This window comes from Chlorobiota bacterium, from assembly GCA_016700335.1.
Taxonomy (GTDB): domain Bacteria; phylum Bacteroidota; class Ignavibacteria; order OLB7; family OLB7.
In genome coordinates this window covers 992,698-1,006,768 of sequence record CP065014.1, presented here as the reverse complement: position 1 = coordinate 1,006,768, position 14,071 = coordinate 992,698, and the positions used below count along the sequence as shown (strand labels likewise).

Genomic DNA, 14,071 nt, shown 5'->3' with positions numbered 1-14,071 from the left:
TTGCTTTAACGAATAAGTTTTAAAATTGTTTTTTATCTTCCAAATTGAAAATGAGTTTGCCAACCTCCAACTTGACCATTAATATCTTTATCAAATCCGTAAGCATAATCAAATCCTAAAAGTCCAACTCCAGGCACAACAACCCTTATTCCTGCTCCAACAGTTCTTTTTAAGTTGAAGATATTTACTTTATCTAGGTTCTCCCATGCATTACCACATTCAGCAAAAAATGGGAAGAAAATTGGTATTGGATTTTGTGATATACTAATTCTTATTTCAGCATTAGCTTTAACATATACCTTTGAAGTTGGAATAGTTGAATTATTCAAATATGTTCCAATTTTACTATCTGGATAACCTCTCAAGGGTATTGTATTATATCCCCCTATACCACTACCTCCCATTGAATAAAAAGTAAGTGGTTGAATTTTATTTACATCTCCAGAAACATTTAACATTCCACTATTAAATCCTAGATAAAATACAACTGGCATTGTTTCAGAAACATTAAAAATGTTTGAATAGAAATCAGTGCTAATTTCATGTTTAGTATATTTTGCATCTGCTAAAACTGCAAAAGTATTTCCAAAATTGAATTTGCTTCCTACTGTTGGGAACACTGGATTATCTATACTATTCCTAGAAAAATTTATAGCAATTGTAAATTCATCACCATTTGTATAATTTGAAACTGATGAACTAGTTACATGATTATTTGAATATCTTACGGCACCATCAATTCTAAAATAATCATCTGGCCACCTAAGCCTTCTACCAACAGTAACAGAACCTACATAACTCTGATAACTATAATCTGAAGTTGGTGAACTGTATGTATTGAAAGATATACTAGATCCTAATGTAGTTGGTTCATCAAAAAGCCATGGTTCTGTTATACCAAACATAAATGTTTGACCATATGCACTTTTTTCATAATTAAAATTTAAAATTTGTCCTGCACCTCCACTTAAAGGTTCAGCTAATGAAAAATTATTAAAAGTAACACCTAACATACCAGACAAACCTTGAGAACTTATTCCTAAAGATGCATTAAAAGTGTCGCTAGGTTTTTCCTCTAAAGTATAAGTTACATCTACTGAAGTTGCATCAACTGGGTTAATCTGAGGTTGCAACTTTTCTGGATTAAAATAATTCAAGCCTGCTAAGTTTCTTAATGAACGAATTATTTTTGACCTAGAAAACAAATCCCCAGGATATGTATATAATTCTCTTCTAATTACTTTATCTTTAGTTTTAGTATTTCCTGCAATACTTATATACCTAAATTTTGCTTGTGGTCCTTCTGTAATTTTTACTGTTACATCAACAGAATCCTCAATTCGATCTTCCATTTTTTGAACATTAGCAGTCAAAAATCCGTTATCTAAATATAAAGATTGAATATCACTTTGCTCTTCATTACCAGATAAATTTTTATCAAATTGGGTTTGATTATAAATTTCTCCTTTCTTAACTTCTAATCTGCGTTCAATAACTTCAGAAGGATAAATAACATTTCCAAGAACTACAACATTCCTTAAATATGTTTGTTTGCCTTCCCTTACAGAGATATATACATCTGCCCTTCCAGTTAAATTATTTATTGTAATTGAGTCATTTAAAACTTCAGCATCAATAAATCCATTCTTTTTGTAATACTCAACAATTTTTTCTTTATCCTTAGCAAGTTTTGTTTTATCAAACTTTGAAGACCTCCAAAATTGCCACCAAGATTTTTCTTTAACATCATTCATAGAACCTTTTAAATCTGATGATAAAACTTTTTGATTCCCATCAAAATATATATTACCAATCTTAACATCTGGTCCTTCAGTAATAACAAATGTTACATCAACCCTGTTAGTATCAACTAAACTTTTATCTATTAAATATTTTATACTAGAAAACAAATAACCTTCATCAGAATATTTTTTCTTTATTTTATTGCTTGAACGAAGCAAATCGTAAGGGTTAGCAATATCACCAATTCTTACAACAATTTCTTTATCTAAATCTTTATTATCAAATTCATCATTTCCTTTAAATTTGATATCATTAATTCTTGAATATTCAACAATATTTATAATTATTGTTGCACCATTTTTATTTTCAATATCTTCAACATATATTTTGGCGTCACTGTAAAGTCCACGATCCATTAGAGATTTGATTGACTTTGGAATAACATCTGAACCTAAAGAAATAACATCTCCAATTCTTAATCCTGAATATGATATAACGCTAGATTTGTTTGAGTTTTTAAGTCCTTCAACTTTTATATCAATTATTTTAAATGACTTAGCTTCTTGTTCAGTTGTTTGCGAATACAACTGAAAAAGATTTGTAATTAGAAATAAAATTATTAAGTATTTTTTCATTTTAAATAAATTGGACGAAATCAAAATTCGATTAGAGGGTTTCTCAATTAATTTCATACTTTTTGATGACTCTTTAATATATTAATCGTGTCAATAAATAATTATATATTTTGAGAGGGCGCAAATATATTACTATTTGTTCATTCAAAATTAACTTAAATTTTTCATTAAAAGAACACCATATAATGTTCAACTTTATTTTATTATTTATTTTATGCACTATTTTTTAAACATCAAGATATTTCTGATGTTTGGATTAATATACTTCAACCTTTAAAACCAGAAGAAATTTTTGCACGAACTTTACATATAATTCCAAATAAAGCTTTAGATGATCTAGATAAAGACTTAGCCTTTAAAACAACACCTTTATTTAAAGATAAAGGTGTTTCTGGATGGATAGATATTCCTTTTGAATTAAATAAAGTTACTGTTATTGGTTATGTAATTCGTCCAGTTGGAAAATCAAATGATAGTTTTGCAACTATAGATTTAGAATTATTTTTTTTAGAGGCTAACAATTCTCAATTTACTTTTGGTGAGATTGGAACAATAAAACAAAATAGATTTTTAAGAGTTGAATATAGATTTAATTCATCAAAAGATTATAAAAGCAGAATACCAAAAAAAGGTGATATAATTAAAGTAAAAGGTGAAGTTAGGTGGGATACTGATTTTGAGGGATGGTATGAAATGCATCCATTATCTTATGAAGACACAGAATTTATCTTAAATTGATTTGAATAAAAAAATTAATATCGGAATTACTGAAATTACTCCTGCATGGGAAATTTTATTTGAACAATTAGGTGTTTGTTATTCTATTATAAATTGGAATAATTTCTCCGATAATGAATACTCATGTATTGTTATTACATCTTATTTGTACATTAAACAAAAAAATATAATTGATCAATTTCTTCAAAATAATGGATTGATTATTGATACTACTAATCATTTTAAATTTGAATACAAAACCAAATATAAAAGATGTATAATTGATACAAAAGGTATTTTAGAAAAAGGTTACTCATTCGATGTTTACTCTTTTGTAAGGCATTTTAAACAAGGAGATAAATTGTTTGATGGGGCAGTTGCTTTTTATAATTATGGTAATGGAACTATTGCTTCAATTGGTTTTAATTGTGAAAAAATAATTTCAAACAAATCATCTAAAAGAAAATTTTTCTTATCTCCTTCAAAAGTATTTCCAGATGAAATTGTAAATAAAAATAGCAAATTTTTTATCAGAAAAATGATAGAGTTTGTCATCATTAAAATACATTTAACAGGAGATATTCCATTTGTAAAAATATGTGATTCACCAAAAAATAGGAGCATATTTTTATTAAGAATTGATACTGATTTTTCAAGTAAACAAGATTTGATTTTACTCAAAAATGTTTGTTCAAAAAATGGAATTAAATCAACTTGGTTTGTTCATTCTGAAGCTCATGAAAATTATATTAATTTGTTTAATCAATTTGAAAATGATGAAATAGCAGTTCATACTCATTCTCACAAGTTGTTTGATAATGAAATTGAACAATTTGTAGATATAAATTGTTGTAAAAATTTATTAGAGGAAAATGGGTTAAAAGTTTATGGATTTGCTGCTCCTTTTGGTGCTTGGAGTAATAACCTAGCAATTGCTTTGAACAAATTTGATTTTAAATATTCAAGTGAGTTTTCTTTAGATTATGACAACTTACCATATCATTTTAACAACAGATTGCAAATACCAATTCATCCAATTTGTATTGGTAGTTTTAAAAGAACTAAAGCAACTGATGAAGAGATACTTAACTATTTTAAAAAGGTAATTTACAAAAAATATTCTCTACAAGAACCAATTTTACTTTACTATCATCCACTTGATGGAAGGCTAAATGTTCTTGAATTAATTTTTGAATATATCAATAAATTAAATATAAATAATTACACTTTTAATGAGTATTCAGAGTGGTTGTTAATCAGACAAAATGCAAATTTTGGTGTTAATACTTCTAATATAGGTGTTGAGGTTAAGGGTAATTTAGATTCAACTTTAAAACTTATTTTGTATTCAGAAAATAATCTTATAGTTAAAGATTCAACAAATAATTTGAATGTTATAAGTATTAAAAGTGATGAGATTATTAAAGAGAAAAATAACTTTTTAACAGAAGATAAATCAGTATCTCAATTTGACAATAGAAGACCATTCTGGAGGAATATTAGAAACTCTATTGAAGATTATATCTCAAAAAATAAAATATAAATTGTTAAGATAAAGTATAATAATCTTCCCCTTCATCTGTAAATATTCTTATCACACCTGCTCTAACTAAATGAACTAAACACCTTGAAGCTCTTCTTTGAGAAATGTTCGCTAATGACCTAAATTGTGCTATGGTTATCCTCTCATTTTTTTCTAGATACCCCATCAATAATTTTTCTAACCAACCAATCTTAATTTGAAGTGGTGGAGAATCTGCTCTTTTTCCTTCAAGAACTTTCGTCACTTCTTTACTTGCAATTACACTTTTATCTTTTAGTCTTATATAAACTCTGTTATCTTTTTCTGGAGATAAATTATTGTTATTAAGAACTACAGCATGAGGTTTGTTATTGCTTTCAGGTACATTTACAATTAAAACATCAAGCCCATTATACTCTATTACTTTAATATACATTTTTACTGCTGGATAACAATAAAATTGAGATGAATGTTCAATTAATGCAGTACTTTCTTTTTCACTTTCAATTCCTGAAATTCTACCATTATCATCAATTCCAATTAAAATTACTCCTCCTCTAGTGTTTGCAAAAGCACAAATTTCCTTTGCCATTTTTTCATAAGTAGAAAACTCGTGTTTGAATTCTATATTCTCACATTCTCCAATTTCAATTGCATCTCGAAGACCTTGCCAATTAATAACTTCCAACTTTCCCAAATTTTTAAAAGTAAAATAATTTTATTCCAATAAGTTTAGTAAATAAATACAGCAAATCAAATTTAGTTGTTTACAAAATAAATGAAAACAAATTTTTATTTTTTTTGATATAAAAAAGTGAATAAAACTTTAATACATCAAATCTTGTAATTTCAATTTGAATTTAATAATTATACTATTTATTTATTTGTTGTTTCAATTAATATTAATAGAATTTAATTAGTAAGAAAATTATAAATTTTGGACTTGACTTTTTTATTAATTTTCAAAAAATAAATTACATATTGAATTAATTTGAATTGAGATTTATAATATAATTAGATTTATATTCATAATAAATTATTTATAAATTTTATAGTTCAAACTAATACTATTAATTTAGGAATTTTACCCCTTTTCTTAAAATATAATTTCAAAAAATGTCAGAATTTATACATCTTCATAATCATACACACTATTCTTTATTAGACGCAGCATGTTCGGTTGACGCTCTTATTAAAGCTACAAAAGACAATAATATGAACTCTGTGGCTTTAACGGATCATGGGGTAACTTTTGGATTGATGGAGTTTTATACAAAGGCACGCAAGGCAGGTATTAAGCCAATTTTAGGATGTGAAGTTTATATGGCAGTAGGCTCTAGATTTGATAAAATTGCAACAAATACTAAAGCAAAAACACGTAATTATTATCATCTAATTTTACTTGCTAAAGATTTAGAAGGGTATAGAAATTTATGTAAATTAACATCAAGAGCTCATACTGAAGGTTTCTATTATAAACCAAGAATAGATCGTCAATTATTATCCGAAAATTATAAAGGTTTGGTTGCTTTATCTGCATGTGCAGGTGGGGTGGTATCATCTCATTTAATACGAGAAGAAATTGATTTAGCTCGTGAGGCAATTGGTTGGTATAAAGATGTTTTTAAGGATGACTTTTATATTGAAATCCAGAACCATTATTTAGATGTAGATAAAAATATCTTACATCATGCACCAATATTAGCTAAAGAATTCGGGCTTAAAATTATTGCAACAAACGATGTTCATTATATTAAGAAGGAACATGCAGTTGCTCATAATGTTCTATTACATATAAGAGATGCAAGTGGAAAAAATGCATTAACAGGAAATGAAATTGAAACTAATTTAAAGTATAAAACACCAGAGTTTTATTTTAAATCAGTTGATGAAATGAAATTAATGCTTGGAGAATTCCCTGATGCATTTTACTCTACTCTTGAAGTTGCAGAAAAATGTAATGTAGAGTTACCTAACGATTTGCATTTGCCTAATTTTCCAATTCCAACTGAATCAAAAGCTGTTAATTTAGATTCATACCTAGATGAAATAACCTGGAAAGGTATTACTTCCAGATATGGAGAAAATGCAAATGAGGTCGTTAATGAAAGAACTAAATTTGAACTAGATGTTATAACTAGAATGGGTTATGCTGGTTACTTTTTAATTGTACAAGACTTCATAAGTGCTGCAAGAGAAATGGGTGTTTCTGTAGGACCTGGAAGAGGCTCTGCAGCAGGTTCAATTGTTGCATATGCTCTTGGAATTACAAACGTAGATCCATTACCTTATGATTTGCTTTTTGAAAGATTTTTGAATCCAGATAGGGTTTCAATGCCAGATATTGATATTGATTTTTCTGACACAGAACGTGAAAAAGTAATTGAATATGTAAGGCAAAAATATGGTAATGATGCAGTAGCTCAAATCATTACATTTGGTACTTTATCATCAAGAGCAGTTTTGAAAGATGTTGGAAGAGTTCTTGGTGTACCCTTATCAGTAATTAATTCAATTACAGAAAAAATTACTGTGAAATTTGGTAGAGTTCAGCCATTGAAAGAAGCAATTGAAAATGCTGAATTGAAATGGTTAAAAGAATCTGATGATCCAAAGATTATTAAGTTAATAGAATATTCATTAGTGCTTGAAGGGCTTTGCAGAAACTCTTCACTTCATGCTGCTGGAGTAGTAATTGCACCTGGTCCATTAGAAAATTACATACCTTTATATCAGACTCCTGGTAGTGGTTTAGCTTCTCAATATACAATGAATTATCTTGAAGAAGCTGGTTTGCTTAAAATGGACTTTTTAGGCTTAAGGACTTTATCTATGATTGATTCAGCTCTAAGGCTTATTAAAAAAAGAAGATCCATAGAAATCGATATTGATAAAATTGTATTAGATGATGAAAAGACATATGATATGATTGGGAGAGGGCATACAATAGGAGTTTTTCAATTTGAATCTGTACCTATGCAAGAATATTTAAAACAGTTAAAGCCATCAACACTTGAGGATTTAACTGCAATGAATGCCCTTTATCGACCTGGTCCTATGGAAAATATCCCAGAATTTATTGAAAGGAAACATGGTAGAAAAAAGATAGAATATCTGCATCCAATGTTAACTCCAATTCTTGGTAAAACAAATGGGATAACTGTCTATCAAGAACAGATTATGCAAATAGCACAAAAGTTAGGAGGATTTACTTTAGCTCAAGCCGATAACTTAAGGCGTGCAATGGGTAAGAAGCAAATTAAATATATGGATGAAATGAAGCCATTGTATTTGGAAGGTTGTAAGATTAATGAAATTGATAAAAAGATAAGTAATGAGATTTGGGACATGATGGTGAAATTTGCTGATTATGGTTTTAACAAATCTCATTCATTAGCTTATAGTTATATAGCATACCAAACTGCTTACTTAAAAGCAAATTATACACCTGAGTTTCTAGCAGCAAACATGACTGCTGAATCTGGAGATTTAGCTAAAGTTGTAAGATTAATTGAAGAAGGAAAAAAATTCGAAATCAAAACATTACCTCCAAATGTAAATAATTCAACATTAGATTTTAATGTATCAGAAAATGGAGATATAATTTTTGGTATGGCTGCTATTAAAAATGTTGGATCTGGTATTGTTTCTGAACTTATTAAAGAGAGGGAATTAAATGGTGATTATAAATCAATTTTTGATTTTACAAAAAGATTATCTTCTAATAGTAATGTTAACAAAAGACTTCTTGAAAGCCTTGTTTGTTCTGGTGCTTTCGATACTTTACATTCAAATAGAAGAGCCTGTTTTGAAGCAATTGAAGCATCTATTCAATTTGCAGCCGCTTATAGTGAAAGCAAAATCAATGGTATGAATTCATTGTTTGGAGGAAACGGTTTAGATAATGATCTACCAGAACCTTCCCTCCCAAAATTTGAGGATTGGAATAATATGGAAAGATTAAAAAGAGAGAATGAAGTATTAAGTTTTTATGTTAGTGGTCATCCATTACAAGATTATGCAATAGATGTAAAAGCTTTTTCTCAGATTAAATTTGGAGATATTGATGAAATTAAAGATGTAAATAAAGTTGTTCGTGCATGTGGTATAATTTCTGGCATTAGAACAAAATTAGATAAAAGAGAAAATATGATGTGCTTTTTCACTCTGGAAGATTTTACTGGAAAAGGAGAGTGTATTTGTTGGAGCGATTCTTACAAAAAGAATCAAAAAAATATAAATATTGGAGATGTTGTGTTTGTTGTTGGAAAATCTGATATTAGCGGAGCAAGTGAATTAAAGATAATAGTAGATGATATTGTTCCTATAAATCAAGCCAGAGCTAGATATACAAGTGCAGTTGCAATTAATGTTTATTTAAATAAAGTAGATTACAATGATGCTATTTTAACAAAAGAATTAATGAACAAACACAGAGGAGATTTACAATGTATCTTCAGAATTTATAATGATAAAAATGTTGTTCAAGGAAAATGGGTTTCAAAATTAATTTCAATTACTCCTAACAATGAATTCATAAAGGGTCTTCAAGAAATTTATGGAGATGATAGCATTGAATTAATTGTAGGTTAATTCTAAATTTTATTACAACATTAAAAAATTTACTTCGTCAGTTTCAATACAACATTAAGCATAATATGAATTTAAATAAACTTACAATAAAAGCTCAGGGAATTGTTCAAACTGCACAAGAAATTGCGTCCTCTTATTCCAATCAACAAATAGAACCAATACATTTATTGGCTTCAATGTTGCAAGATTCTAATGGAATTGTTCCACCAATGTTTTTAAAAATTGGAGCTAATCTTAATTATCTTAAAGTAAAAGTAAACCAAACTTTAGAATCACTTCCAAAAATATCAGGAGCAGGGATTGGAAATCAATATGTTTCTCCTAACACTGCAAAAATTATTGAAAATGCTACTAAAATTTCACAGGAAATGCAAGATGATTATGTATCAACTGAACACCTTTTGCTTTCACTAACAAATGACAAATCAACTACAACTGCTGCGCTTTTAAATGATCAGGGAATAAATAAAGACTCTGTCAATTCTGCATTAAAGGAAATTAGAGGCTCTCAAAAAATTACTGACCAAAATCCAGAAGATAAATATCAAGCTCTTTCAAGGTATGGAAAGAACTTAAATGATATGGCTCATAATGGTAAATTAGATCCTGTTATTGGCAGAGATGATGAGATTAGAAGGGTAATGCAGGTTTTAATGAGAAGAACTAAAAATAATCCAGTCTTAATAGGTGAGCCAGGAGTTGGTAAAACTGCAATTGCTGAGGGTATAGCAATTAGAATTATTCAGAATGACGTACCTGAAGGATTAAAAAGTAAACAAATTATTGCTCTTGATATGGCATCATTAATAGCTGGAACTTCGTTTAGAGGGCAATTTGAAGAACGTTTAAAAAGTGTTGTTAATGAAGTATCTGAATCAAATGGTGAAATCATTTTATTTATAGATGAGTTACATACTTTAGTTGGTGCTGGAGCTTCATCAGGTTCTGTTGATGCTGCAAATATTTTAAAGCCAGCATTAGCTCGTGGTGAACTTCATGCAATTGGCGCAACAACTCTAGACGAATACAGAAAGTATATTGAAAAAGATCCTGCTTTGGAACGTAGATTCCAACCAATTTTGGTAAATGAGCCGAGTATAGAGGATACAATTACAATACTTAGAGGTTTGAAAGAAAAATATGAATTGCATCACGGAACACGAATTACAGATGCAGCTATAGTATCAGCTGCACAGTTATCTGAAAGGTATATTGCAGATAGATTTTTGCCAGATAAAGCAATTGATTTGATTGATGAAGCTGCATCTAAATTAAGAATTGAATTAGATTCAACTCCAGAAGAATTAGAAATAATAAATCGTAGAATCAGGCAATTAGAAATTGAAAAAGAAGCTTTAAAAAGAGAATTACTTTTAGATAATATTTAAAAATAGTAAGAGGAGCAATATTACAACTGCTCCTCTTTTATTTAGTTTTACTAAATTACTTAAAAAATATCTTTAGAATATTTCATATTCTATTCCTAATTTTCCTCCAGCCATTTCAACTATTACTCCATCATAAAAGTCAGCTATAGTAGCCATTGTTGCTAATGTTGAAGTTAATTCAGAATCACTTAAATCCATACCAGGAAGTGTATGAGAATAAACAATTGTATTATCAAACAACAGCCCAAAAGCACCAAAGTTAATTTCTGAGTTTTTCTTAAGTAACCATTCCATCAAATTTGCATCAACAACAGCACCAGTAACTAATTGGCTTGTAAATGTTACTGCAATATCCCCTTCATGCCATACTCTTAAAAATATACTAATAACTGCAGAACCCTGAGAAACTGTAAAAGCTCCTCCTGGGAATTCGTTGAAATCTGGAAAATATTCTTTCAGGCAAATTCTTATTTTATCTTCAACTGATTGCCTTAGTACTTCTGTATCTTGCATAATTATATTTAAATTTATTAAAGTAAATTAGACTACTATTGAGTTAACTCTCCAGCATTTGAACTTCCACCCATTCCTAATTGTTTTTTCAAAGCTTCAAGCTCAGCATCCACTGCTCCACTGCTTCCTAATTGCTTAAACTGATCATCTAATGAAGTATTTTCACCAGCAAGTTGAGCGAAAGCATCAGCTTCAGCCTCTTTTTTATCAACTTTTTCTTCTAGTCTATCAAATTTACTAAATGCATCACTTCCAATACCAGAAAATGTTTGAGCAATTTGCTTTTTAGCATCCGCAGCTTGAGAACGAGCTATTAAAGTGCTTTGTCTCATTCTTGCTTCATCTAATTTTGATTTTAACTGATCTAACTGTCCTCTTAAATTAATTGAAGTACCTTTAGATTCTGTAAGCATTTTATCTAAATCTTCTACATTTTTTGTTAAAGAATTTTTTCTTTCAAGTGCTTGTCTAGCTAAATCATCACGCCCTGCATTTACTGCTTGAATTGCTTTTGCTTGCCAATCATCAGATTGAACTTTTTGCCTGTTATATTGTTTTTCTAAAGATTTCTCATTCGCAATTGCTGAACCTACAGCTAAAGTTGCTTTATTAACAGCTTCTTCCATTTCAATAACCATTTGTTTGATCATTTTTTCTGGATCTTCTGCTTTATCTAACAAATCATTAATGTTGGCTTTAAAAATGTCAGCCATTCTTCCGAAAATACTCATGTTGATTTTTTGTTTAGTTTTTCAGTTATATTTAGATATTATTCAAAGTATTATTTAGATATTCAATAAAATAATATTCAATAAAAATTAAATAATAATTTTTCAATTTTAAAAATATTAATTTCAATAAACTAGTTCTCATCATTTGCAAGTTCCATAATTAATCCATTCTTTTCTAATGCATTTCCTTGAATTGCTATTACTCTTTTAACTTTCATATCTGCTGGCGATTTAATTTCATTCTCCATTTTCATAGCTTCTAAGATATATAATGGATCACCTTTTTTTACTGAATCCCCAACTTTTACAAAAATTTCTTTTATTAAGCCAGGCATTTGTGAAATTATCAAAACACCTTTATTACTATTTTGTTGGGTGTTTTTTCGAAGCTGCGAAATTCGTTCTTCTCTTTTATTCATCACCCTGACGTTTATAGCCTCACCATTAATGTATGCAATAAAAGAATTATCTTCATCACTATTTTCAATAAATAAATTTACAATTTTACCATTTTCTTCATAACAAAATTTTCCTTTGGATTTTAACTTCAAATTTGAATCACATTGAGATAATTTATCAAGTTCAAAAGTTTTATTATTAATCAATACTTTAAAATTACCTTTATCCATTATATAGTTTTACTTTAATTTTCAATTTAATGCAAATTTAAAATATTAAAAAGTAACTTAAATATTAATTTTCTAATATATTCTAATTTTATAAAAGTAAATCTCTTTTTTAAGAATTTTGAAACTTTTAAATAACTATTTTAATAAATTTATTTTTAAATTTTTATCTTTAATGTAGTTAATTTAATTTTGAACTATACTAATATTACTTTAATCTATGAATAACTCAAAGAATAATTTCATAGATGGAAATATACATTCAACTCTTCGTAGGTTAGCAACTCCACTCGCTTTTGGTTTTGTGATAAACGCAATTTATACCTGGACTGATATGTATTTTGTTTCTAGGTTAGGTGATACTGCAACTGCTGCCCTCGGTTTTGCTGATCAAATCGACTTTGTTATCTTCACTCTTGGTAATGGATTTTGTCTAGGCACTGGTGTTATTGTTGCAAGAAGAATTGGAGAAGGAAAAAAAAATCAAGCTGAAAAAGTTGTAACTCACGCATTTAGTTTTATGATGATTTACTCAGTTATTGTAGCATCATTACTATACTTTGTTGTACCATTTGTTTTTATTCTAATTGGTTTGAAAGGAGAGCTTTTACAGAAGTCTACAATTTATATGCAAACATTATTGCTAGGTTTTCCTGGAAGTATGATAACATTCCAATCAAATGCTTCAGTACGCTCAACAGGAAATACAATTTTCCCTATGTTAGTCCTATTTTTCTCTGCCTTAATTAATGCTTGTTGTGATCCAATTCTGATTTTTGGATTGTTTGGTTTTCCAAAATTTGGGATGCAAGGGGCTGCTTTATCAACTTCAATTGCAAAATGGTTTAGTGCAATTTTATGCATTTATATTTTGTTTACTGGAAAATTAAATTTGAAAATACAAAAACCAACCTTAAAAATTGACTGGGGAATTATAAAAAATATTGTTCAAATTGGAATTCCATCCTCCCTTCAAACCCTTACTGTAAGTGTTTCTAGAGTAATTCTAATTTCATTTTCAAATTTTTTTGGTACAGAATCTGCAGCTGCTTTTACTATCGGTCAAAAAATTGATGCACTTGCTTTCATGCCTGTATTTGCTTTTGCAATTGCAATTGAAACTATGGTTGGACAGAACATTGGTGCAAAAAAATTTGAAAGAGTTAAACAATTTATTAAATCTGCAATTTTTCAACTTAGTTGCATAATGTTGATTGTTGGAATAATTTATTTACTTTTTGCAAAGAATATAGCTGGTATTTTTACTAATAATAATTATGTTATTAATTTAGTCAAAAACTATTTGCATATAACTGTTTTAGGGTATTTCTTTTTTATTATTGGTCAATCATGCAGTAGAAGTTTATCTGGTGCTGGACATTCGTTAAGGTCAATGTTTATTGTTGCTAGCATGTTATTTTTCATTCAAATTCCAATTTCATATTTTTTATCGAAACATACTTCATTGAATGTTGAAGGAGTATTTTGGGGAATAACAATTGGACATTTTGTTTATGCATCTATTTCAATTTTCGCTATTCGTGGAAATAGTTGGATGTTAAAGAAAGTTTAAATTTGTAATTTTGTGAGTTAAAGTTAATAG

9 protein-coding genes are annotated in these 14,071 nt (G+C 28.5%); 4 read left to right on the top strand and 5 right to left on the bottom strand.

All coding sequences use genetic code 11. The annotated features are described in order from the left end of the window. Positions 1–32: 32 nt before the first annotated feature. The gene (gene bamA, locus IPP08_04165) at positions 33–2,378 is read right to left on the bottom strand and encodes an outer membrane protein assembly factor BamA (protein QQS67367.1); all 2,346 of its coding nucleotides are present in this window, start codon (positions 2,376–2,378) and stop codon (positions 33–35) included. 739 nt (positions 2,379–3,117) lie between these two features. Between bamA and IPP08_04160 the strand changes: the two genes are divergently transcribed. Further along, entirely contained in the window at positions 3,118–4,638 is a 1,521-nt protein-coding gene (locus IPP08_04160; protein QQS67366.1) for a polysaccharide deacetylase family protein, read from the top strand. Between the two features lie 4 nt (positions 4,639–4,642). On the opposite strand, the gene IPP08_04155 is transcribed toward IPP08_04160, so the two are convergent. Beyond that, positions 4,643–5,314, bottom strand: coding sequence for an ATP-binding protein (locus IPP08_04155; GenBank protein QQS67365.1), 672 nt, complete (start codon positions 5,312–5,314; stop codon positions 4,643–4,645). Positions 5,315–5,733: 419 nt separating this feature from the next. Between IPP08_04155 and dnaE the strand changes: the two genes are divergently transcribed. Together dnaE and IPP08_04145 are read left to right on the top strand one after the other, a co-directional pair. Continuing rightward, positions 5,734–9,210 (top strand): DNA polymerase III subunit alpha, encoded by a 3,477-nt coding sequence (gene dnaE / locus IPP08_04150; protein ID QQS67364.1) that lies wholly within the window; start codon positions 5,734–5,736, stop codon positions 9,208–9,210. A gap of 65 nt (positions 9,211–9,275) precedes the next feature. Further along, on the top strand, positions 9,276–10,598 hold the full coding sequence (locus tag IPP08_04145; protein QQS67363.1) for an AAA family ATPase: 1,323 nt from the start codon (positions 9,276–9,278) through the stop codon (positions 10,596–10,598). A 72-nt stretch (positions 10,599–10,670) separates the two neighbouring features. Here IPP08_04145 and IPP08_04140 read toward each other — a convergent pair whose 3' ends face one another. The 3 genes from IPP08_04140 to IPP08_04130 form a co-directional block, all read right to left on the bottom strand. Then, the gene (locus IPP08_04140) at positions 10,671–11,111 is read right to left on the bottom strand and encodes a hypothetical protein (GenBank protein ID QQS67362.1); all 441 of its coding nucleotides are present in this window, start codon (positions 11,109–11,111) and stop codon (positions 10,671–10,673) included. 35 nt (positions 11,112–11,146) lie between these two features. Then, positions 11,147–11,842 (bottom strand): PspA/IM30 family protein, encoded by a 696-nt coding sequence (locus IPP08_04135; protein QQS67361.1) that lies wholly within the window; start codon positions 11,840–11,842, stop codon positions 11,147–11,149. Positions 11,843–11,973: 131 nt separating this feature from the next. After that, positions 11,974–12,471: a biotin/lipoyl-binding protein gene (locus IPP08_04130; GenBank protein ID QQS67360.1), complete on the bottom strand. Its 498-nt coding sequence runs from the start codon at positions 12,469–12,471 to the stop codon at positions 11,974–11,976. A gap of 217 nt (positions 12,472–12,688) precedes the next feature. Between IPP08_04130 and IPP08_04125 the strand changes: the two genes are divergently transcribed. Further along, the gene (locus tag IPP08_04125; GenBank protein ID QQS67359.1) at positions 12,689–14,041 is read left to right on the top strand and encodes an MATE family efflux transporter; all 1,353 of its coding nucleotides are present in this window, start codon (positions 12,689–12,691) and stop codon (positions 14,039–14,041) included. Positions 14,042–14,071: the final 30 nt, after the last annotated feature.